The organism is Mesorhizobium sp. B4-1-4, assembly GCF_006439395.2.
Taxonomy (GTDB): Bacteria; Pseudomonadota; Alphaproteobacteria; order Rhizobiales; family Rhizobiaceae; genus Mesorhizobium.
This window is the reverse complement of the sequence record NZ_CP083950.1, coordinates 5,421,400-5,444,961: the sequence shown is the minus strand read 5'-3', so window position 1 is coordinate 5,444,961 and position 23,562 is coordinate 5,421,400. Positions and strand designations below refer to the sequence as shown.

General features: G+C 64.3%; 16 protein-coding genes. 13 read left to right on the top strand and 3 right to left on the bottom strand.

What is annotated here, in order from left to right; genetic code table 11:
• Positions 1-19 precede the first annotated feature (19 nt).
• Positions 20-1,120, top strand: a complete 1,101-nt coding sequence (locus FJW03_RS26240; protein ID WP_140766302.1) for a hybrid-cluster NAD(P)-dependent oxidoreductase — start codon at positions 20-22, stop codon at positions 1,118-1,120.
• Between the two features lie 410 nt (positions 1,121-1,530).
• A complete protein-coding gene (locus FJW03_RS26235; protein ID WP_140766303.1) occupies positions 1,531-3,165 on the top strand; it encodes a hypothetical protein in 1,635 nt (544 codons plus the stop codon).
• Here the strand turns inward: FJW03_RS26235 and FJW03_RS26230 are convergent.
• The 3 genes from FJW03_RS26230 to FJW03_RS26220 all read right to left on the bottom strand — a co-directional run bounded on the left by FJW03_RS26230 (position 3,128) and on the right by FJW03_RS26220 (position 6,005).
• Positions 3,128-3,745, bottom strand: a complete 618-nt coding sequence (locus FJW03_RS26230; protein ID WP_140766304.1) for an alpha-ketoglutarate-dependent dioxygenase AlkB family protein — start codon at positions 3,743-3,745, stop codon at positions 3,128-3,130. The two genes, FJW03_RS26235 and FJW03_RS26230, sit on opposite strands and share 38 nt — an antisense overlap.
• A 99-nt stretch (positions 3,746-3,844) precedes the next feature.
• Positions 3,845-4,282: an alternative ribosome rescue aminoacyl-tRNA hydrolase ArfB gene (arfB, locus tag FJW03_RS26225; protein ID WP_140766305.1), complete on the bottom strand. Its 438-nt coding sequence runs from the start codon at positions 4,280-4,282 to the stop codon at positions 3,845-3,847.
• A gap of 97 nt (positions 4,283-4,379) precedes the next feature.
• Positions 4,380-6,005 carry a phosphoenolpyruvate carboxykinase gene (locus FJW03_RS26220; protein WP_140766316.1) on the bottom strand — a complete coding sequence of 542 codons (1,626 nt, stop codon included), beginning with the start codon at positions 6,003-6,005 and terminating at the stop codon, positions 4,380-4,382.
• 337 nt (positions 6,006-6,342) lie between these two features.
• Between FJW03_RS26220 and FJW03_RS26215 the strand changes: the two genes are divergently transcribed.
• The 11 genes from FJW03_RS26215 to addA all read left to right on the top strand — a co-directional run bounded on the left by FJW03_RS26215 (position 6,343) and on the right by addA (position 23,501).
• Complete coding sequence (locus tag FJW03_RS26215) at positions 6,343-7,044, top strand: response regulator transcription factor (protein WP_010912942.1); 702 nt, start codon at positions 6,343-6,345, stop codon at positions 7,042-7,044.
• A gap of 130 nt (positions 7,045-7,174) precedes the next feature.
• Positions 7,175-8,959, top strand: a complete 1,785-nt coding sequence (locus tag FJW03_RS26210; RefSeq protein ID WP_140606692.1) for a sensor histidine kinase — start codon at positions 7,175-7,177, stop codon at positions 8,957-8,959.
• Positions 8,960-8,980: 21 nt separating this feature from the next.
• The gene (locus tag FJW03_RS26205; protein ID WP_140606691.1) at positions 8,981-9,427 is read left to right on the top strand and encodes an HPr kinase/phosphorylase; all 447 of its coding nucleotides are present in this window, start codon (positions 8,981-8,983) and stop codon (positions 9,425-9,427) included.
• 162 nt (positions 9,428-9,589) lie between these two features.
• On the top strand, positions 9,590-9,991 hold the full coding sequence (locus tag FJW03_RS26200) for a PTS sugar transporter subunit IIA (protein ID WP_010912939.1): 402 nt from the start codon (positions 9,590-9,592) through the stop codon (positions 9,989-9,991).
• A complete protein-coding gene (locus FJW03_RS26195) occupies positions 9,988-10,284 on the top strand; it encodes an HPr family phosphocarrier protein (protein ID WP_140606689.1) in 297 nt (98 codons plus the stop codon). Before FJW03_RS26200 ends, FJW03_RS26195 begins: the two co-directional genes overlap by 4 nt.
• Before the next feature lie 182 nt (positions 10,285-10,466).
• Entirely contained in the window at positions 10,467-11,867 is a 1,401-nt protein-coding gene (gene ahcY, locus FJW03_RS26190; RefSeq protein ID WP_140766306.1) for an adenosylhomocysteinase, read from the top strand.
• 199 nt (positions 11,868-12,066) lie between these two features.
• Positions 12,067-14,622, top strand: coding sequence for a sensor histidine kinase (locus tag FJW03_RS26185; RefSeq protein WP_140766307.1), 2,556 nt, complete (start codon positions 12,067-12,069; stop codon positions 14,620-14,622).
• A gap of 8 nt (positions 14,623-14,630) precedes the next feature.
• Positions 14,631-16,142: a tRNA (adenosine(37)-N6)-threonylcarbamoyltransferase complex ATPase subunit type 1 TsaE gene (gene tsaE / locus FJW03_RS26180; protein ID WP_140766308.1), complete on the top strand. Its 1,512-nt coding sequence runs from the start codon at positions 14,631-14,633 to the stop codon at positions 16,140-16,142.
• The gene (locus tag FJW03_RS26175; RefSeq protein ID WP_140766309.1) at positions 16,139-16,867 is read left to right on the top strand and encodes a nucleotidyltransferase family protein; all 729 of its coding nucleotides are present in this window, start codon (positions 16,139-16,141) and stop codon (positions 16,865-16,867) included. Before tsaE ends, FJW03_RS26175 begins: the two co-directional genes overlap by 4 nt.
• Positions 16,864-19,998 (top strand): double-strand break repair protein AddB, encoded by a 3,135-nt coding sequence (gene addB, locus FJW03_RS26170; RefSeq protein ID WP_140766310.1) that lies wholly within the window; start codon positions 16,864-16,866, stop codon positions 19,996-19,998. The genes FJW03_RS26175 and addB overlap by 4 nt, the downstream gene beginning before the upstream one ends.
• Positions 19,995-23,501, top strand: coding sequence for a double-strand break repair helicase AddA (gene addA / locus FJW03_RS26165; protein ID WP_140766311.1), 3,507 nt, complete (start codon positions 19,995-19,997; stop codon positions 23,499-23,501). Before addB ends, addA begins: the two co-directional genes overlap by 4 nt.
• Positions 23,502-23,562 lie beyond the last annotated feature (61 nt).

Genomic DNA, 23,562 nt, shown 5'->3' with positions numbered 1-23,562 from the left:
AGGCCAAAGGATGAACGCGATGACTGATCTTGGCCTTTACCGCCATCTCGACCAGATGGCGCCCTGGAACGACCGGCTCCAGGTGCTGGAAGTGATTGGCGTCAGCGACGAATCTCCTGACGTCAAGACCTTCACCTTCCGCTCCGACAACCAGACCTGGTTCCGCTACAAGCCGGGCCAGTTCGTGACGCTGGAACTGCCGACAGATGACGGGCCGCTGATGCGCACCTATACGTTGTCATCGTCGCCATCGAGGCCGTTCTCGATCGCGGTGACGGTGAAGGCACAGGCCGGCAGCATTGGTACGCGCTGGATGTTCGATCATCTGGTGCCTGGCTCACACGTCAAGGCCTACGGGCCGGCCGGCGACTTCTCGCTGCACAGCCATCCGGCGGCAAAATATCTGTTCATCTCGGCCGGCTCGGGCGTGACGCCGATGATGTCGATGCTGCGGTGGCTGAACGACTGCGCGCCATGGACCGATGTCGGCTTCGTCAACTGCGCGCGGCGCCCCGAAGAGATCATCTTCCGCAAGGAACTCGAACTGCTCGGCGGCCATATGCCCGGCCTGTCGCTCGGTTTCATGATCGAGGAGCGCTCAAGCCGTGAGGGCTGGTACGGCCATATGGGCCGCATCGACGCCATAAGGCTGCCGCTGCTGGCGCCCGATTTTCGCGAACGCGAGATCTTCTGCTGCGGTCCGGATCCTTTCATGCGGGCCGTACGCGGCATGCTGGAAGCCGCCGGCTTCGACATGACGAAATACCACCAGGAGAGCTTCGCCGCGCCGGTGGTGGAGGAAATCCCGGCGCCGTTCGCAGCGCCCGCACAGGACGGCGCCCCTGTCCCCGCCGAAGCCGCGACAGCGATCCGCTTCGCGCTTTCGGAGGTCGATGCCGAATGTGTCGCCGGCCAGACCGTGCTGCAGACGGCGCGCGCCTCGGGCGTGCGGATACCCGCGGCCTGCGAATTCGGCCTGTGTGGAACCTGCAAGGTCAAGAAGGTCTTCGGCGATGTCGAAATGAGCCACAACGGCGGCATCCTCGATCACGAGATCGATGACGGCTTCATCCTGGCCTGTTGCTCCAGGCCGCTGTCGGCGTTGGAAATCGAGGCGTAATCGGTTCAAGGCCTCAACCGATCCGGGAAACAGTCGGTGCCTTGCCGGCCCTGGTTGCCTGCGACGCGGTGCCACCGAAAATCCGGCCGAACCGCGCAGACTGTAATGGCGCGATTAACCGCACTTTAGCCAATCCCGGCTAGCTTTCGGTGTCAGTTCCAGTGGCGGGAGCAGCCGGTGATCGACGTCAGCACTGCCGCTGGGCGAGCGGCGCGAGCACCGGTCGTGCCCATTTCGACCTTGCTCGACACAGTGGGCGCACGCACGATCGGCTTCTGCCTCCGACCTTATTGGCTTGTATTCCTCAGAACCGGATCAACTGCCATCTTTGGTACTGAGGCCAGCACAGCTGTGTTCCCGTCCATGATTTCGTCGTTCTGCGTAAAAGTCATCTTTGTTGGGGCGGTCCGATGAGCATGGGAAATGCAAGAAACATCAGTACTGCGACTGGCTTTGCGTCCGTGGTTGGAAGCTTGTCGCCGGTATGGCTTGTTGCGACCGTAGTGGTGTTCTCTTTTTTTATGCCGTGGACCGCCGGCGACAATACCGACGTCAGCTGGCTTATTGTTATCTGCGAAAAAGTCCTGGACGGTCAGAAACTCTATGTCGACATTCTGGAAACCAATCCGCCTTTCTCCGTGGCCCTCTATATTGGGCCGGTATGGCTGTCCCACAGGCTCGGCATCTCGCCGGAATCCGCAATCGAGTGCTTCATCTATCTGATCTTCTTCGTTTCGATTGCGCTGTCGGCTGTCGTCATCGAGCGAAGTCGAATCTTCGTCGATCTGAAGACGCAATGGATCTATCCCGCATTAGCGGTTTTGCTTCTCATCATGCCTGGGAATGTTTTCGGCCAGCGCGAGCATATCGGTACGATGCTGTTCATGCCGATGCTGTTCCTGATGATGTGGCGGATCGACAACCGCGCAGATGCGCCGGTTCCTCTTGGCCTTGCCGCAGCGGTTGGCTTGGCTGGAAGCGTACTGCTTCTGGTCAAACCACATTGGGCAACTGGTATCATACTGCCCTATTTCTACATCGCTTGGCGCAAACGCTCGCTGACGGCGTGCCTGACGGCTGAAAACGTCGTCATCTTCACGGTTTGCACTGCCTATCTCGTCAGTGTGTATGTATGGTTTCCCGAGTTTTTCGGCACTTTCCTGCAATTGCTGATGCGCTACTATGTCAGCTTGCGAGCCAACATCAACATTTTCGCGGCATTGCCGACTTTCGCCGTCTTCGTCGTTTTCGTGGTTTTCCAGATGCGCAAATCTGTCTGGCGAGACGACGTTGCGCTGGCGGTGGCGAGTGCCGCCGGCTTTTTTGTGTCCATGCTGTACCTCGGGAAATACTGGCCCAATCACCAGTATCCCTACCAGGCTACGATGCTGGTCGCGATGCTGCTGGCGGTGGCATCACGATGGCGAATAGCGGTTGGCCTCGCAAACCTACAGGCCGCCTCTGAGATCGCCAGTGTCAGGCTCCATGCGGCAGCCGCGCTGGCCGTGGTCGCCGCACTTTCGGTGACGCATCACCAGTTCTACCAGCTGCCTGAGAAAGGTCTGGTCGATGCCATCAACAGCCGTTACGCCTCGCCATCGATCGTTCAGGTCAGTTCCGACCTTTCCGTCGGCAATCCGCTGACAAGAATGGCCAATGGTCGCTGGCTGTCGGCCTATGCCCATGATTGGGTTGGCACCTATGCGCTTTGGGGTTTGATGCGGGGTAAGTATCAAGGCGAAGACGAGCGCATCGCGCGGCAAGACCTTGATAATTATACTCGCTACGTCAATTCCCTGATCCGTGACAACAGGCCCGACATCATCCTGATGGATCGGATGAACAAGAAAAAGTCGGCGTGGTCGCTCACGGCGGACTTTCCGCCAATTTGGATCGTGTGGATGCGTCGGAATGCGGATTTCCAAACCCTGATGGACGACTACGTGGAAATCGCGACTGGGGACTACATTGAAGTCTATGCGCGGCGCTCGGATACCCGCAACTCGCTCACTGAGCTTTCGTCACCCGGCGCAGCGTCAGATTGATCCTGCCGCCGTTTTTTAGCAAAGCCGAGGTTGAAGGATAGATGCGGTCGACGCCGTGGAAGGCGAGGCGGCCCTCGCCGCCAAGCACAACGACGTCGCCGCTCTTCAGCCTGAACGATTTGGTGGCGCCGTCGCGTGTCGTCTGGCCGACCCTGAACAGGCAGTCGTCACCCAGCGAGACGGAGACGACGGGGGCGGAGAAATCGACCTCGTCGCGATCTTGGTGCAAACCCATCTTGGCTTCGGCCGTGTAGAAATTGATGAGGCAGGCCTCCGGCGGATGCGGATAGCCCGACACCTGCTGCCAGAGATCGAGCAAGCCTTCGGGGATCGGCGGCCATGGCTCTCCGGTCACCGGATGCATCGGCTGGTACCGATAGCCCCCTTCCTTGTCGGTGACCCAGCCGAGCGGGCCGCAATTGGTCATGCGCACGCTCATCTCCTTGCCGGTGCGCGGCATGGCCGGCACGAACAGCGGCGCCTGCTGGACGATGCGTCTGACATCCTCGACCAGCGCCTCCTGGGCGGTGCGCGGCAGATAGGCCGGCATGTGGCGGACGCCCTTGGGCAGAACGAGCATGTGTTGCCTCGCATGGCGATGGTTGATCGCCGCAACATGCCACTCTCAAACGCGAACGGCGACCCGAAAGCGTCAAACGGCGCGACCTCGGTGTGGTGCTTAATCGTTCTCCACCCGGCCGCGCAGTTTCTTGATCGTGCCGCGTCCGGCCTTGCTCTTCAGCCGCCGCTCGACCGCGCCTTTCGAAGGCCGCGTCTTCTTGCGTGGCGGCGGCGGCGGTTCCGCCGCCTTGGCGACCAGCGCCGTAAGCCTTGCCCTTGCATCTGCCCGGTTCTGCTCCTGCGTGCGGAAGCGCCCGGCCTCGATGACGATGACGCCGTCCTTGGTGGCGCGCTGGCCGGCGAGCTTGATTGTCCGCGCGCGCACGCGTTCCGATAGCCCCGCTGCGTTGGCCGCGTCGAAGCGCAGTTGCACCGCCGTCGCCACCTTGTTGACGTTCTGGCCGCCCGGACCGGACGAGCGGATGAAATCCTCGTGCAAGTCGCCCGGGTGGATCACGGCTTCGTCCGATATGATGATGTTGTCGTCGGTCAGCATGCCGCAGTCATGGCGCGGCGGACCGAAAAAGAAAAGGCCCGATCGAAACCGGGCCTTCAATGGTGCCGAGCGGCAATGATGCTCAGCGATTCGGCGGTTACTCCGCCGCTTCCTGCATGCGGGGCGCTGCCCCCATGACGGTTGCATCGACGTGCTGCGCGAATTTCTCGAAATTGATGGCGAACATGCCGACCAGCCTTGCCGCCTGCCGGTCATAGGCTGCCTTGTCCGCCCAGGTCGCCCGGGGGTCCAGAATCATCGGATCGAGAATGGCGCTGTCGACGCCAGGCATTGCTACCGGCACCTCGAAGCCGAAATTGGCGTCGGTGCGGAACACGCCTGTCTTCAGCGAGCCGTCGAGTGCCGCGGCAAGCAGGGCGCGCGTCGCCTTGATCGGCATACGCGTGCCGGTGCCGTAGGCGCCGCCGGTCCAGCCGGTGTTGACCAGCCAGCAATCGGCGCCGTGGCGGGCGATGAGCTCCCGCAGCAGATTGCCGTATTCCGAGGGATGGCGTGGCATGAACGGTGCGCCGAAGCAGGTCGAGAACGTCGCCTCGGGCTCGGTCACACCCTTTTCGGTGCCGGCGACCTTGGCCGTATAGCCGGAGAGGAAATGGTACATCGCCTGCGCCGGGGTCAGCCGCGCGATCGGCGGCAGCACGCCGAAAGCATCGGCGGTCAGCATGATGATGTTTCTGGGATGGCTGGCGCGCCCGGTCTTCGACGCATTGGGGATGAAGTCGAGCGGGTAGGCGCAGCGGGTGTTTTCGGTGAGCCGGCCGTCGTTGAAGTCCGGCACCGCATCGGCGTCGAGCACGACATTTTCCAGCACCGTGCCAAAGCGCTGCGTGGTGGCGAAGATCTCCGGCTCGGCTTCGGCCGACAGCTTGATCGTCTTGGCGTAGCAGCCGCCTTCGAAGTTGAAGATGCCGTGCGGACCCCAGCCATGCTCGTCGTCGCCGATCAGCGTACGCGACGGGTCGGCCGACAGCGTCGTCTTGCCGGTGCCCGACAGGCCGAAGAAGATGGCGGCATCGCCGGCGGGGCCCTCATTGGCCGAGCAGTGCATCGGCATCACGCCCTTATCCGGCAACAGGTAGTTGAGCATGGTGAACACCGACTTCTTCATCTCGCCGGCATAGGATGTGCCGCCGATCAGCACGATCTTGCGGGTGAGATCGACCGCGATCACAGTTTCGGTGCGGCTGCCGTGGCGAGCAGGGTCGGCGCGGAAGGACGGCAGGTCGATGATCGTCATCTCGGGTACGAACTGCTCGAGTTCGGCGCTGTCCGGGCGGATGAGCAGATTGCGGATGAACAGCGAGTGCCAGGCGAATTCGGTGATCACGCGAGTGGGCAGCTTCAGCTCCGTATCGGCGCCGCCGACCAGGTCCTGCACGTAGAGATCCTTGTCCGCGGCGTGAGCGCGGAAATCGGCGAGCAGCGCGTCGAACTGGGCCGGCGAAATCGCCTTGTTGTTGTCCCACCAGACATGCGGTTCGGTGGCGCCGTCACGGACGACGAACTTGTCCTTGGGCGAGCGGCCGGTGTGCTGTCCGGTTTCGGCGACCAGCGCGCCATGGGCGGTCAGCCGGGCCTCGTTGCGCCTGATTGATTCCTCATAAAGGGCGGCCGCGCCGAAATTGTAGCGCACCACGCCGGAGGTTTTGAGACCGATACGATCGATCGCACAGGCAGGATTGCGTTTGCCGATTTCCGACATTGGTGACCCTTCTTCGAGTTGCCGCATCTTGCTGAAGTATTCCAGCATGCCCGCTGTCCGGGCAAGATGGAAAACCAGAAAAGCCAAATGATATCAAATCATTAATCGATTTAAAAAATTTGAAAGTTGTTTAAATCGTTTATATGTGCAAAAAGTTTCGTGGTTGCCCAAAGGATTGGCCGTGTTCGTTCGTCCAATTCCTGTCGAGGTAGGATTGTGGCCGCTGGCCGCCGCCCGTGACACCGGACAAGGCCTATGCCACATTTTGTACCTAATTTGTCCTGCAAAAGCCCCTTCTCTGCGAAAGAAGGGACAGCTCATGAGGGAGCCGCTTGAAATGGCAACAATCGCGCTTGTCGATGACGACCGCAACATTCTGACGTCGGTGTCGATCGCCCTCGAATCCGAGGGGTATCGCGTCGAGACCTACACGGATGGTGCGTCCGCGCTGGAAGGCCTGGCGGCGCGACCGCCGAATCTTGCCATCCTCGACATCAAGATGCCGCGCATGGACGGCATGGAGCTTCTGCGCCGGATGCGCCAGAAATCCGACCTGCCGGTGATCTTCCTGACCTCCAAGGACGACGAGATCGATGAATTGTTCGGCCTCAAGATGGGCGCCGACGACTTCATCCGCAAACCGTTCTCGCAGCGCCTGCTGGTCGAGCGGGTGCGCGCCGTGCTGCGCCGCGCCAGTGCCCGCGAGGCTGCGGCAAAGGCGCCTAGCCAGCAGGCCCGCTCGCTCGAGCGCGGCCAGCTCGTCATGGACCAGGAACGCCACACCTGCACCTGGAAGGGCGAGCCGGTGACGCTCACCGTCACCGAATTCCTGATCCTGCATTCGCTGGCGCAGCGTCCCGGTGTCGTAAAAAGCCGTGATGCGCTGATGGATTCGGCCTATGATGAGCAGGTCTATGTCGACGACCGCACCATCGACAGCCACATCAAGCGGCTGCGCAAGAAGTTCAAGGCCGTCGACGACGACTTCGAAATGATCGAGACCCTTTACGGAGTCGGATACCGGTTCCGCGAAGCGTGAATAGGCGGTAGGCAGTAGGAAATAGCCGGTAGTCAGTTTCGAATGGTGCGAGCGGTCACGCGATCCCAGGCATCCATTTCTCCAATCCCTGCTGTCTACCCACCACTTGCTAAGCAGGATCTGCTATTCGATGGCAGTTGAAGCACAACGAAGCAGACCGACGGGCGCCACCAGGCGGCCGTCGCGTATCATGCCGTCCTTCGTTTCGAGGATCACGGTGCCGATGCGCCGCTTCCTCGGCCATCACATCTTTTCCAGCCTGACGCGGCGCATCCTCTTCCTCAACCTCGCCGGACTGGCTGTTCTCGTCACCGGCATCCTTTACCTCAACACCTTCCGCGACGGGCTGATCGACGCCCGTGTCGAAAGCCTGATGACGCAGGGCGAGATCATCGCCGGCGCGATCGCGGCGTCGGCGACCGTCGAGACGGATTCGATCAGCATCGATCCGGAAAAGCTGCTTGAGCTGCAGGCCGGCGAAAGCCTGGGGCCGGGCTCGGACCAGCTCGACAACCTCGACTTCCCGATCAATCCCGAGCGCGTCGCCCCGGTGCTGCGCCGGTTGATTTCGCCGACCCGCACCCGCGCCCGCATCTATGACCGCGACGCCAACCTGCTGCTGGATTCGCGCCACCTCTATTCGCGCGGCCAGATCCTGCGCTACGACCTGCCGCCGGTCGACGAGGAAGAGCCTGACCTTGTCGAGCGCATCCAGAAATTCATCTTCGACTTCTTCCGCAACACCGATCTGCCCGTTTACCACGAACAACCGGGCGGCAATGGCGCCGCGTACCCGGAAGTGATCAAGGCGCTGACCGGCAGCCCCTCGACCATCGTGCGCGTCAGCGAACAGGGCGAGCAGATCGTATCGGTGGCCGTTCCGATCCAGCGCTTCCGCGCCGTACTCGGCGTGCTGATGCTGTCGACCGAGGGCGGCGACATCGACAAGATCGTCGCCGCCGAACGCAAGGCGATCCTGCGTGTCTTTGGCATTGCGGCGCTGGTCACCGCCATCCTGTCAATGCTTCTGGCCTCGACCATCGCCAACCCGCTGCGGCGGCTGTCGGCGGCGGCGGTGCGGGTGCGGCGCGGCGTCAAGAGCCGCGAGGAGATCCCGGATTTTTCCGACCGACAGGACGAGATCGGCAACCTTTCGGTCGCGGTGCGCGACATGACCAACGCGCTCTATGCGCGTATCGAGGCGATCGAGAGCTTCGCCGCCGATGTTTCACATGAGTTGAAGAACCCGCTGACCTCGCTGCGCAGTGCGGTGGAAACACTGCCCTTGGCGAAAAATGATACTTCACGCGCGCGGCTGATGGAGATCATCCAACACGACGTCAAACGGTTGGATCGCCTCATCACCGACATTTCCGACGCCTCCCGCCTCGACGCCGAGCTGGCGCGCGACGACGCCGGAACCGTGGACCTGAAGAAATTCGTCACCGACCTCGTCGCCGTGTCGCGCGAGACCACCCGAAACAAGAAGGCTGTCGAGATCGAACTTCGGGTCGCCAAGCTGCCGCAGGGCGTCAAAGGCTATTTCGTCGTCGGCCATGACCTGCGCATCGGCCAGGTCATCACCAACCTGATCGAGAATGCGCGCTCCTTCGTTCCCGAGGACCATGGCCACATCATCCTGTCGCTGGCGCGCGCCGGCAAGTTCAACATCCTGACCGTCGACGACAACGGTCCCGGCATCCGCGCCGACAACATCGACCGCATCTTCGAGCGCTTCTATACCGACCGGCCGGCCGGCGAGGCGTTCGGCCAGAATTCGGGCCTCGGCCTGTCCATATCCAGGCAGATCGTCGAGGCGCATGGTGGCACGCTGACCGCCGAGAACATCCCCGGCACCAAGCCGGGCGAGATCAAGGGCGCGCGCTTCGTCGTGACGCTGCCGGCCGAAGCGTGACGCCGATCAAAGATTCAATTCGTGAAACCTGAAAACATTCACGCGACGGCGGTCCTGATCGGCGAGCGCGGCGTGCTCGTCAGCGGCGCCTCCGGGTCGGGCAAGACGACGCTGGCGCTGGCGCTCATCGACCATTGCCGGCAGCGCGGAATGTTTTCGCGACTGGTCGGCGACGATCAGCTTTTCGTCGCGGCGCATGCGGGGCGGCTGGTGTGCCGCGCGCCCGCGACCATAGCAGGCCTGGCCGAAGTGCCGCGGCTGGGTCCGCGGCCTCTGACATTCGAAACGGCCTGCGTCGTCGACCTGCATCTGCGCCTGCTGCCGGCTGATGAAATCGCACGTTTCCAGGTGGACGCCAGCACCGATATCGCCGGCTGCGCGGTGCCGCGGATCGATGTGGCCGAGCGCAATGTCGCAGCGGCCCTGCCTGCCGTGATGGCGCGGTTGTCGATCTCGCCTTTTTTATGATCCGTCCGGGTTTTTTCTGCAATGCGTCAAAATGGCGTGGGCCGTCGCAATTTTGGGCTTGTCAACGGGCCGCGCGTCGACAAGATAGCGCTCCCGCCGCCCGGAATGGCTGGCGAGCATAAAATGCGCCTGTGAAGCGGCGATGACGGGAGCCACCAAAGAATGATCGGACTCGTGCTTGTAACGCACGGTCAACTGGCCACCGAGTTCCGACATGCCGTCGAACATGTCGTCGGGCCACAAGACAATTTCGAAACCGTGGCGATCGGTGCCGACGACGATATGGAACAGCGTCGCCGCGACATCGTCGATGCGGTGGCCCGGGTCGATACCGGCGCCGGCGTCATCGTGCTGACCGACATGTTCGGTGGCACGCCATCGAACCTCGCGATCTCGGTGATGGAGTCCGGCCGCACCGAGGTGATCGCCGGCATGAACCTGCCGATGCTGATCAAACTGTCCTCGATCCGCAAGGGCGACAACATGGCCGCCGCGCTCGACGAGGCGCAGGCCGCAGGCCGCAAATACATCAACGTCGCCAGCCAACTTCTGAGCAGCAAATGAGCATGGTTTCATCGGAAAAGGACCAGATCGTCCGCGAGTTTCCGATCGTCAACCAGCGCGGCCTGCACGCACGCGCCTCCGCGAAATTCGTCCAACTCGCCAGCGGCTTCAACGCATCCGTCCACGTCGAGAAAGACGGCGTCAAGGTCGGCGGCACCTCGATCATGGGTCTGATGATGCTGGCCGCAAGCCCTGGATTATCGATCCGCGTCACCGCCAGCGGGCCGGAGGCGCTCGAGGTCATGGACGCATTGGAACAACTCGTTGCCTCCCGCTTCGGCGAGGAATGCTGATCCCGTGCGCCGTCAAGGCATGTCCGAGAGACATGCAGGGATAAAGATTTCTTTATATGCCATTGTCGTCTGGACACCGATCTGCTAGTCAGGCCGACAATTCGCGCCCTTCGATGTGCCTGCCAGCGCGGGCGCATCCGCAACCAATTCGCAAGCATAACAATTCGCATCGGAGTACTGCCATGACGGGTAGCAAGGATTATGTGATCGCCGATATCTCGCTTGCCGGCTGGGGCCGCAAGGAACTCGATATAGCCGAAACCGAAATGCCAGGCCTGATGGCCTGCCGCGAGGAGTTCGGCGCCAAGCAGCCGCTCAAGGGTGCGCGCATCACCGGCTCCCTGCACATGACCATCCAGACCGCGGTGCTGATCGAAACGCTGAAGGTGCTTGGCGCCGATATCCGCTGGGCTTCCTGTAACATCTTCTCGACCCAGGATCACGCCGCGGCAGCTATCGCAGAGGCTGGCATTCCGGTCTTCGCCGTCAAGGGCGAGAGCCTCGAACAGTACTGGGACTACACCGACCGGATCTTCCAGTGGGCCGATGGCGGCCTCTCCAACATGATCCTCGACGATGGCGGCGACGCCACCATGTATATCCTGATCGGCGCCCGCGCCGAAGCCGGCGAGGACGTGCTGTCCAATCCGCAGAGCGAGGAAGAGGAATATTTCTACGCCCAGGTCAAGAAGCGCCTGAAGGCCTCGCCCGGCTTCTTCACCAAGCAGAGGGAAGCGATCCGTGGCGTCACCGAAGAGACGACCACCGGCGTCAACCGGCTGTATCAGCTGCAGAAGAAGGGCCTGCTGCCCTTCCCGGCCATCAACGTCAACGACTCGGTCACCAAGTCGAAGTTCGACAACAAATATGGCTGCAAGGAATCGCTGGTCGACGGCATCCGTCGCGGCACCGACACGATGATGGCCGGCAAGGTCGCGGTCGTCTGCGGCTATGGCGACGTCGGCAAGGGTTCGTCGGCCTCGCTCAAGGGCGCCGGCGCCCGCGTCAAGGTCACCGAAGTCGACCCGATCTGCGCCCTCCAGGCGGCGATGGACGGCTTTGAAGTCGTCACGCTGGAGGACGCGGCTCCGACCGCCGATATCGTCATCACCACCACCGGCAACAAGGATGTCGTCACCCTCGACCATATGCGGTCGATGAAGGACATGGTGATCGTCGGCAACATCGGTCACTTCGACAACGAGATCCAGGTGGCGTCGCTGCGCAATTTGAAATGGACCAACGTCAAGCCGCAGGTCGACATGATCACCTTCCCGGACGGCAAACGGATGATCCTCTTGTCGGAAGGCCGCCTGCTCAATCTCGGCAACGCGACCGGCCATCCGAGCTTCGTCATGTCGGCTTCCTTCACCAACCAGGTGCTGGCCCAGATCGAGCTGTTCACCAAGGGCGAGCAGTACCAGAACCAGGTCTATGTCCTGCCCAAGCATCTCGACGAAAAGGTCGCCCGCCTGCATCTCGACAAGCTCGGCGCCCGCCTGACCGAACTGTCGGGTGAGCAGGCCGCCTATATCGGCGTCACGCCGCAAGGTCCATTCAAGCCGGAACACTACCGCTATTAACCAAAGCTAAACTTACTACCAGATATTGAGGCCGGGCGATTGACTTTTCGCCCGGCTTTATTTTTGCGCAAGACCAGCCTTCACGGCGATTCGGCGAGGGTTTATTGTCACGTGATTCGCGACGCTTCCGGCCCGAGAGGGGATCAGAGAGGCGCGTTTCAGGGCGGTCCTGCATTCAGGCGGCGGAGAGGACCAAGACATGCCGGGGCAATACCCGCACGGAGCGGGACGGGCCGTTTCCGGCGGCCATGACGATTCGGGGGCCACAGGCTCCGCAACACGGCGCGGGCGTCTTTCATGGCGTGGCCGCGCTGGACTGTTGCTTGCCGGCTCCACGCTTGCCTGTCCGTTGGCTAGCGCGGTGGCACGTGCCCAGGGCGCTGGCGTGTCGGCAGCGGGTCTATCGATCAGCACGATCGAGGTGATGCAGCTTGCCGTGTTCGTCGGTGTGACGGGCGCGGCGCTGCTGTCGGCCATCGTTCTCATCCGCGAACGGGCCCGCACCTCGGCGGAAAATGTCGAACTGAGAAGCCGCATCGCCGACGTCAACGCGGCGCTGCGCCGTTCGGAGGCGCTGCTCAATCTGCGCGACCAGCGTGTGGTCGTCTGGGCTGCCGAGAACAAGAAGCCCGAACTCATCGGCACCTTGCCGGTCGAAAGCGGCGCGCCTGAGGAGCGGGCGGCTTTCCTTGCCTTCGGCCGCTGGCTGATGCCGCGCTCGGCGGCGGCGCTCGAGCATGCCGTCGCGGGCTTGCGCGAAAAGGCGAGACCCTTCGACCTCATCATCGAATCCCAAGCCGGCGCTCCGCTCGAAGTGCATGGCCGCAAGAGCGCGGCGCACATACTGGTGCGGTTTGTCTCGCTTTCCGAGACACAGCGCAGCCAGGCCCGGCTGAAGATCGACAACCAGCGGCTGGCCGCCGATCATGACACGATGATCGGTCTGCTCGAGGCGCTGAAGATGCCGGCATGGCTGCGCGACGAGCACGGGCGGCTGAAATGGGTCAACCGGTCCTATGCCGACGCGGTCGAAGCCGAGAGCCCGGAAGCCGCCGTCCGTGATGCCAAGGAGTTCCTCGGTGGCCAGGCACGTGAGACAATCGCCGCACAACACAAATCGCACCCGGTTTTCGAGCAGTCGCTTTCGACGGTGATCGAGGGCGACCGCCGGGTGTTCACGGTGACCGACTTCGCCGGCGCCGACGGTTCGGCCGGCCTTGCTTGCGACACCAGCGCCATCGAGACCATTCGCGGCGAATATGAGCGCACGGTGCGCAGCCACGCCGACACGCTCGACCAGCTCAACACCGCGGTCGCCATCTTCGACACCGACGAGAAGCTGCGCTTCTTCAACCAGGCGTTCCAGAAACTGTGGGGGCTCGACAGCGGCTTCCTGCACAGCGCGCCTGACAATGCCTTGCTGCTCGACCGGCTGCGCAGCGAGGGCAAGATCGCCGAACAGCCCGAATGGCGCCGCTGGAAGGAAGGCCTGCTCGGCGCCTATCGCGCCGTGGAATCGCAGGAACATTGGTGGCATCTGCCCGACGGCAAAACCATTCGCGTCGTCGCCAACCCGCAACCCAAGGGCGGCGTCACCTGGGTGTTCGAGAACCTGACCGAGAAGATGGACCTGGAGAGCCGCTACCGCACCGCGGTGCGTGTCCAGGGCGAAACGCTCGACAACCTCGCCGAAGGCGTGGCCGTGTTTGGCCCTGACGGCAGGCTTCGGCTGTCGAACCCGGCTTTTGCCGCGCTATGGGGACTGGATGCAGACGCCGCCAAGCCCAATGTGCACGTCTCCACGATCCGTGACCTTTGCGACCGGCAGACGGCGGACAGCCCCTGGCCCGGTTTCGTCGCCGCCATCACCGGTTTCGACGACGAGCGCCGCGACCGCCATGGCCAGACCGAGCTCAACAACGGCACCGTGCTGCGGTACGCCATGATCCCCTTGCCCAACGGGCAAGTGATGATGACCTTTGTCGACGTCACCGACAGCGTCCATGTCGAACGCGCGCTCAAGGACAAGAACGAAGCCCTGGAAAAGTCGGACCAGCTCAAGAACGATTTCGTCCAGCACGTGTCCTACGAGTTGCGTTCGCCGCTGACCAACATTATCGGCTTCACCGAACTTCTGTCCTTGCCGACGACCGGCCCGCTCAATCAGAAGCAGCGCGAATATGTCGAGCATGTCGGCTCGTCCTCCTCGGTGCTGCTGACCATCGTCAACGACATACTCGACCTCGCGACCGTCGATGCCGGCATCATGCAGCTCGACATTTCCGAGGTTCATGTCGACCGCACCATCGCGGCCGCCGCCGAACTGGTCGGCGACCGGCTGCAGGAGCATTCGATCCGTCTCGAGATCAATGCCGCCGCGGCGCCGAAGACGTTCCACGGCGACGAAACCCGCATCCGCCAGATCCTCTACAATTTGCTCAGCAACGCCGCGAATTACGCCCCGGAGGCCAGCACCATCCGGCTTGCCTGCCGCCAGCTTGCGGACGGGGTGGAATTCTCGGTTCATGACGATGGTCCCGGCATGCCGCCGGACGTGCTCGATTCGGTGTTTCGCCGCTTCGAACCGCGCACCAATGGCGGCCGCCGGCGCGGCGCCGGCCTCGGCCTGTCGATCGTGAAGAGCTTCGTCGAATTGCATGGCGGCGGCGTGCGCATCGAAACCGGCAAGGATAGGGGCACGACCGTCATCTGCACCTTCCCCGACATGCCGGGCATCCGCGCCGCGGCCGAGTAGCGCGTTCGATGACGGAACCGGTGCTGGAGCGTTTGCTCGCCGACGAGACACAGACAGCGCGGCTGGGCGAGGATCTGGCATTGGCGGTGCGTGCCGGCGACGTGCTGGCGCTCAAGGGGGATCTCGGCGCCGGCAAGTCGACGCTGGCGCGGGCGCTGATCCGGACGCTGGCGGACGATGCCCGCCTCGATGTGCCGAGCCCGACCTTCACGCTGGTGCAAAGCTACGACACGCGCATTCCGGTCCATCATTTCGACCTCTATCGCCTGTCGTCGGCGCGCGAACTCGACGAACTCGGCTTCGAGGAAGCCCTAACGCAAGGCGCCGCCCTTGTCGAATGGCCGGAACGGGCCGAAGGCGAGCTGCCGGAAACGACCGTTCTGATCGAACTCGTCCAGCGTGGCGAAGGCCGCCTCGCGCGGCTGTCGGGGCAAGGGGCGGCCTTCGACCGAGCGGCGCGATCGCTGGCCATGCGCGGTTTTCTCGAGCGCGCCGGATGGGGTGAAGCACAGCGCCGCCATTTCATCGGCGACGCCTCGGCCCGCTCCTATGAGATCGTGACGCTTGCCGGCCAGGAACCGCGAGTGCTGATGAATTCGCCGCGGCTTGTGCTCGGCCCTCCGGTGCGTGACGGCAAGCCCTATGCGGTGATCGCCCACACCGCCCAGTCGGTCTCCGCTTTCGTCGCCATCGACCGCGCCTTGAAAGCCGGCGGTGTCAGTGTCCCCGAAATCCTTGCCGAGGACCTGGACCAGGGCTTCCTCCTGCTCGAACATCTCGGCTCGGAAGGGTTTCTCGGCAGTGAAGGCGAGCCTGTTGCCGCGCGCTACGCAGCGGCGGCCGAACTGCTGGCCATGATGCATGGCAAGACCTGGCCGCGGCGTCTTGAAGCGGCACCGGACCGCTTGTACGAGGCGCCGCCTTTCGACCGTGACGCGATGATGATCGAAGCCGACCTGCTGGTCGACTGGTATGTGCCGGCGATATCGGGCGGCCCGGCCAGCGACGATCTGCGCACGGGCTACACCAGGGAATGGAACGCGCTTTTCGACCGGCTGCAGGGCAGCGAATACACGCTGATGCTGCGCGACTTCCATTCGCCCAACATCATCTGGCGCGGCGACCGTTCCGGGCATGACCGGCTGGGCATCGTCGATTTCCAGGACGCGTTGATCGGGCCTGCAGCCTATGACGTCGCCTCGCTCGCCATGGATGCCCGCGTCACTGTCTCGCCCGACATCGAGAGACAAACATTGGATGCCTATGTCGCGGCGCGCCTGGCCGCCGGTCCATTCGACACGGACGCTTTCCGCGAAGCCTACGCAATCATGGCAGCGCAGCGCAATTCCAAGATCCTCGGCATTTTCGTGCGCCTCGAAAAGCGCGACGGCAAACCCTATTATCTCAGACACCTGCCGCGCATCCGCGACTATCTGCGCCGGGCGCTGTCCCACCCGGCGCTCGCCAGCCTGCGGGATTTCTACGACACGCATGGGCTGCTTGAGGAACGAACGCTGTGACAGCAAGACCAGACACCGCCATGGTCCTTGCCGCAGGGCTCGGCAAGCGCATGCGGCCGATTACCGACACGATCCCCAAGCCGCTGGTCAGGATCGCCGGCAAGACGCTGCTTGATTGGGGCCTCGACAGCCTGGCCGCCGCCGGCGTCGCCAAGGCCGTGGTCAACGTCCATTATCTTCCCGAGCAGATCGTCGCCCATGTCGCCGCGCGTCGCGCGCCACGGATCATCATCTCCGATGAGAGCGAACGGCTGCTCGATTCAGCCGGCGGTATCGTCAAGGCATTGCCGGAATTGGGACAAAATCCCTTCTACATCCTCAACGCCGACACCTTCTGGATCGACCACGGCCCGCTCAATCTCGGCCGGCTCGCCCTTGCATGGGACGCGGCGAAAATGGATATTCTGCTGATGCTGGCGGACCACCATCAGGCGACAGGACACTGTGGCAGCACCGATTTCCTGGTGGCGCCGGATGGTGCCTTGCGGCGTTCAAAAGGCGATCCGGCAGGCCTGATCTATGCCGGCGCCGCGATCATCCATCCGCGCCTGCTCAAGGACGCACCCGCCGAACCGCATTCGCTCAACGCCTATTTCGACAAGGCCATTGCCGCCCACCGCCTGTTCGGCATGCCGATGCAGGGCCGCTGGATCACCGTCGGCACACCCGATGCCATCGCGCTGGCCGAAACGGCGGTCGCGGGCGCGCTAACCGAGCCGCAATGAGCGGCCCAAGCCGCGTTTTCTCGATCCCCCCTGGAGCGCCGTTTCTGCCGACGCTGGCCGAGGCGCTGCTTGCCGGCCGGCTGATTCCGGGGTTCCGTTTCGGTGGCGATCCGCTCGCCTTGGCCGATGTCACCATCTATGTGCCGACGCGCCGCGCCGCGCGGGCTTTGCGTGGTGTCTTCGTCGACAGCTTGAAGGCACGCGGTGGTGGCGGTTCGGCGATCCTGCCGGTCATCCGTCCGCTCGGCGAGTTCGACGAGGACGAGGCCGCGTTCGACGCCGAGCCGTCGGCTGCAATCGATCTTGCGCCACCGATCGCCGCTACCGAGCGCCTGTTGCTGCTGACGCCGCTTGTGCGGGCATGGAAACGCAGGCTGCCCGCTCATGTCGCGGCCCTCTTCGCCGAGGAAATCGTCATCCCGGCCTCGACCGCCGATGCGATCTGGCTGGCGCGCGATCTCGCTGCATTGATGGACGAGATCGAGACGGAAGGCACCGACTGGAGCAAGCTCGCCGATCTGGTGACCGGCAACCTTGCCGGATGGTGGCAGGTGACGCTCGAATTTCTCGGCATCGTCACTGATGCCTGGCCGAAATTTCTTAAAGAGAGCGACCGCTCCAATCCGGCCGCGCACCGCAGCGCGCTGATCCGCACCGAGGCAGCGCGGCTGCGGCGCAATCCGCCGGCCGGGCCGGTCATCGCCGCTGGGTCCACCGGCTCGATACCCGCCACGGCCGAATTGCTTGCCGCGATAGCTGGCTTGCCGGGCGGCGCCATCGTGCTGCCCGGGCTCGACCGGACGCTGGACGAAGCGTCCTTCCAGGCGCTTGTCGCCCGTGGCGCGCGCCCGGCCGTGCTTGGCCATCCGCAATATGGCCTGGCCAGGCTGATCGGCAAGATCGGCATGCTGCGCTCGGATGTCGAGGAGATCGGCACGGCCGAGCCGCAGCTTGCGCTTCGCGCCGCCCTCGTCGGCGAGGCGCTGCGGCCGGCCGAGACCACCGAATTGTGGGCCGAGACCCGCAACAGATTTTCGGCAGCCGAGATTGCCGGCGCCTTTGCCGATGTGACGCTGCTCGAAGCGGCCAGCGAACGCGACGAAGCCATTGCCATCGCCGTTGCGCTCAAGCACGCGGTCGAGGCGCCGGGCCAGAGGGCGGCTCTCGTCACCGGCGATCGCGCGCTGGCGCGGCGCGTCTCGGTCGAGCTCAAACGCTTCGGCGTCGTCGCCGACGATTCCGGCGGCACGCCGCTCGCCAACACGCCCGCGGCCAGCCTGCTCCGGCTGACGCTCGAGGCGGTGTTCCGGCCGGGGGACCCGGTCGGCCTGCTGTCCTTGCTCAAGCATCCGCTGCTCGGCCTCGGTCTCGAACGCGCTACTGTGCGGCATGCGGCGGAACTGGTCGAACTGGTGGCGCTGCGCGGCGGCACGGGCCGCCCAGACATTGCCTCGCTGCCGGACTTGTTCGAGGCCCGCCTCACAGGCCTCGGCGATGACAGCCGGCCGCCCTTCTGGTTTGCCCGTCTCACCGAGCGCTCCATCGAGGATGCACGAACCCTCCTCGCACGGTTGGCAGAAGCGCTGGCACCGCTTTCGGCCTTTCGCGGCCAGCCGGATGCCGATCTTGCGGCGCTGGTCAAAGCCAGCGTGGTGGCCCTGGAAACTCTCGGTCGCCCCGCCGATGGCGGCCTTGGAGACCTCTACGCCGGCGATGCCGGCGACAAGCTCGCTGAACTGCTGCGCGGGCTTGTGTCGGCTTCGGCGTCGCTGTCGTTCGTCGCGAGCGAATGGCCCGATGTCATGGACGCGCTGATCGCGCCCGAGACGGTCAAGCCGGCGCAAGGTACCGACAGAAACATCGCCATCTGGGGCGCGCTCGAAGCGCGGCTGCAGGATGTCGACACGATGGTCATCGGCGGCCTCAATGAAGGCGTTTGGCCGCGCAAACCCGAGAGCGACCGCTTCATGTCGCGGCTGATGAAAACCGGCATCGATCTCGAACCGCCCGAACGGCGCATCGGCCTCGCCGCGCATGATTTCCAGATGGCCATGGGCGCTAAGAAAGTGGTGCTGGCGCGCTCGGCCCGCGCCGGCGACGCGCCCGCCGTGCCATCGCGCTGGCTGCAGCGGCTGCTGACCTTCATCGGCAACGACCAGGCGGCAACACTGCGCCGGCGCGGCGACGAGTTGCTCGCCTGGGCGCGCGCACTCGATACCGGCCCGAAGCTGGATTTCGCGCCGCGACCGCAGCCGAAGCCGCCGCTGCCGGTGCGCCCAAGCCATTTCTCGGTCACCGAGATCGAAACCCTGCGCCGCGATCCCTATGCCGTCTATGCAAGGCGGATACTCGGCCTGATGCCGCTCGATCCGCTCATCCGCGACCCTGGTGCTGCCGAACGCGGTACACTGTTCCATGCCATCCTGCATCTGTTCTCGTCGCGCGTGGCCGATCCACGGGCGCCAGACGCACTCGCCGGCCTCATCGCCGCCGGCCGCGCCTGTTTTGCCGAGGCTGCCCTTCCGGCCGATGTCGAGGCGGTGTGGTGGCCGCGCTTCGAGAAGCTCGCCGCCAACATCATCGAGTGGGAGCGCACGCGCGCCGATGCGGTGGTCCGGCGCCATGCCGAGGAGCGAGCCGGCAAGACCATCGTCGACCAGTCCGGCGTGACACTGTCCGGCTACGCCGACCGTATCGATCTGCTGGCCGGTGGCATGGCCGACATACTGGATTACAAGACCGGCTCCTCGCCATCAAAGGCGCAGGCGCATACGCTGCTGGCCCCGCAACTGGCGCTGGAGGGCGCGCTGCTCAGGCGCGGCGCCTTCAAGGATCTGGGCGCGCGCGAGCCCTCGCAGCTGGCCTTCGTGCGGCTGAAGCCCAATGGCGAGGTCTTCGAGGAGTCCATACTCGAACACAACCGTCAACCGCGGAGCGCGACCGACCTCGCCGAAGAGGCTTGGGCGCGGCTGGAGAAACTGCTGATCCATTATGCCAAACCGGAGACCGGCTATCTGTCGCGCGCGCTGCCGTTTCGCGAAGGCGAGACGGATGGCGACTACGACCATCTCGCTCGCGTGCTCGAATGGTCGGCCGGCGGCGATGCGGGTGATGAAGGAGGGGAGGCATGAAGAAGGCCTATCCCATCCCGAGCGACACCGCTTCAAGCCAGGCTCGCGCCGCCGATCCCGGTAATTCCGCCTGGGTGTCGGCCAATGCGGGATCGGGCAAGACCCATGTGCTGGCCCAACGCGTCATCCGGCTGCTGCTCAATGGCACCGATCCGTCGAAGATCCTGTGCCTGACCTATACGCGCGCCGCCGCCGCCAACATGTCGAACCGGGTCTTTTCCACGCTGTCGGACTGGACGGCGCTCGGCGACGCCGAGCTGGCCGTGAAGATCGAGGCGCTCGAAGGGCGCCGGCCCGACCGCGACACGATGCGCCGCGCGCGCCGCCTGTTCGCCGAGGCATTGGAAACCCCCGGCGGACTGAAAATCCAGACCATCCACGCCTTCTGCGAATCCGTGCTCCACCAGTTCCCGCTGGAAGCCAATATCCCCGCCCATTTCGAAATGCTCGACAGCCAGATGGAGGCATCGCTTTTCGCCACCGCGCGCCGCGAGATGATTTCGGCCGCCGGCGACAGGGACCTGGCCGACGCCTTCGCCACCGTGCTGGAACGCGGCGGTGAAGCCGGCCTCGATGCCCTGCTCGGCGAGATCGTGCGCAAGCGTGACGGGCTGCGGCCTTTCCTCGATGCGGTCGGGCTTGATGGCTTCCAGCCCTTGTTCGATGAATTCCATCTCCGCCCCGGCCAGACCGCCGAGGGCATAGCGGGCTCGGTGTGGCCGCTGCCGGGCTTCCTGCCCGACTATTTTGCCGGCTTTGTCCAGGCCGCCGAATCCACCGACGCCAGATCGGTGCTGAACAACATCCTGCCCTATGCGCGCCAGGCCTTCGCCGAGAGCGATCCGATTCGCCGGCTGCAATTGCTTGCCAGAGCCTTCCTCAAGACCGATGGCGCGCCCTACGATCCGGCAAATGCCTTCAAGAAAGCGCTGACCGACCTGTTGCCGGACCTCGCCGATCGATATCGCTCGGCGTCGGGCGCCATCATCGAAACCGTCGACCGGCTGGCGCTGTTCCGGATGCTGGAAGGCACGCGCGCGGCGCTCACCATCGCCGACTGGCTGATCGCCCGCTATGAAGTGCTGAAGCGTGGGCGCGGCTTTCTCGACTTCAACGACCTGATCACCCGCACGGTCAACCTGTTGGCGCGGCCCGATGCCGGTCCGTGGGTGCAATACAAGCTCGACCAGGGCATCGACCACATCCTGCTCGACGAGGCGCAGGACACCAGCCCTGACCAATGGGAGGTGGTGAAGCGGCTGGCCGAGGAATTCTTTGCCGGCTTCGGGGCGCGCGACAGGATCCATCGCACGGTCTTTGCCGTCGGCGACGAGAAACAGTCGATCTATTCCTTCCAGGGTGCGGCGCCCGACTCCTTCGCCGACAGCCGGTTGTTGTTCGCCGGCCGGGTACGTAGCGCCGAAGCGGCGTTCGCCGACCTCAAGCTGACCTGGTCGTTCCGTTCGACCGATGACGTGCTGGCCGCCGTCGACCGCGTCTTTGCCGATCCTGTCGTTCGGCGCGGCATCAGCCACGATCCCGATCCGCTGAGCCACAAGGCCATCCGCACCGATGCGCCGGGCTATGTCGAGGTGTGGCCGTCGATCGGCGCCGATATCGTCGACGAGCCCGACGACTGGACGCAGGCTATCGACCATGCCCATGCCCCCGCGGTGCGCGTTGCCGAGAATGTCGCGGCCACCATCGCCGGCTGGATCGGCAGCGGCGAGATCATCGAAGGCCGCGGCAAGCGGCTGCGGCCCGGCGACGTGCTGGTGCTGGTGCGCAAGCGCGACAGTTTCGTCCACGCCCTGACGCGGGCGCTCAAACGCCGCGACATTCCGGTTGCTGGCGCCGACCGGCTGAGCCTGCCCGGCCATATCGCGGTCAAGGACCTGATCGCGCTCGGCCATCTCCTGATCCAGCCGCAGGACGATTTGTCGCTGGCCGCAATCCTGCGCAGCCCGGTCTTCGACCTGCCGGAGGAGGCGCTTTTCACGCTCGCCGCGCAGAGGCCGCCCGGCCTCTCACTGGCCGCGTCGCTGCGCCAGCACGCCGGCGAAAGCGACGCCCTCGCAGCGGTCGTCGAACAGCTCGACATCTGGGCCAACGAGGCGGCCTTCAAACCGGTGTTCGAGTTCTATGCCGGCCTGCTGGCACGCGATGGCGTGCGCCGGAAGATGATCGCCCGGCTCGGGCCGGAAGCCGGCGATATTCTCGACGAGTTCCTGAGTTTCTGTCTTGCCGAGGAGCGGACTGGCCTGCCAGGGCTGGAGGCCTTCCTGTCGACGCTCGAGAATGCCGGGCCCGAGATCAAGCGCGAGATGGACCAGACCCGCGACGAGGTCCGCGTCATGACTGTGCATGCGGCCAAGGGCCTGGAAGCGCCGGTCGTGTTCCTGGTCGATGGCGGCTCCGCCCCGTTCAGCGACCAGCATTTGCCGCGCCTGATGCCTTTCGACGGCTCAGGCCGACATTGGCCCGGCAAGGGCTATCTCTGGCGGTCGGCCACCGATGTCGCCAACGGCTTTTCGAAAACGGCCGCCGCTCGCGCCCGAGAGCTCGCCGACGACGAGTATCGCCGGTTGCTCTATGTCGGCATGACCCGCGCCGAGGACCGGCTGATCGTCTGTGGCTATCACGGCAAGCGGGCACCGAATGCCGGCACCTGGCATTCGATCGTTAGCCGCGCGCTGACCGGCGCGCCCGAAAGCGAACAGCGTGCGCATCCCGCCAGCGGCGAGCCGGTGCATCGTTTTCATGTCACCAATCTGCCACCGGTCGCGACGAGCTCCGGTGAGCAGGCGCGGCAGGCCGATGCGTTCGGCCCGTTGCCATCGACCTTGTTCCGTGCCTTGCCGCCCTTCGAGGACCTGCCGCGTCCCCTGTCCCCGTCGGGCGCCTCGGCGCTGATCGATGAGGGCAAGGAAGCCGTTGTCGACAAGGCTTCGCCGGTGCTGGACGGCGACGCCGAGCCCGGTTTTGCCGTGCTGCGCGGGCTCGCGCTGCACAAGCTGCTGCAGATGTTGCCTGGCATGGCCGAGGACGGACGCAAGGGCGCGGCCGAGCGCTACCTGGCGCGCGTCGGTGCAGGCTGGCCCTCGTCAGAGCGGGAAAAAGCCCTGGCATCGGTTATTGCCATACTTGCCGATCCTAGCCTCGGTCAGCTGTTCGCGCCCTCCTCTCGAGCCGAGGTCGCAATCATGGGCAGTCTGGAGGTAAGGGGAAAAAAGCGCTCCATTTCCGGCAAGATCGACCGTTTGGCGGTCACCGCGGACACGGTCTCGATCGTCGACTACAAGACCAACCGGCCCGCACCCGCCTCTCTCGCCGAAGTCCCGCCGGCCTATCTGCTGCAGCTCGCGCTCTATCGCGCCCTGCTGCAGCCGCTTTATCCCGGGCGGGAGGTCAAGGCGGCCCTCCTGTTTACCGAAGCGCCAAGGCTGATCGAACTGCCGGCCCGGTCCATGGATGACGACCTTGCCCGGCTCACGGGAGCGTGACACAAGACCTGCTTGAAGAAGGGCGCGACAACCACCACATTTGGGTGCGACAAAGAACTCT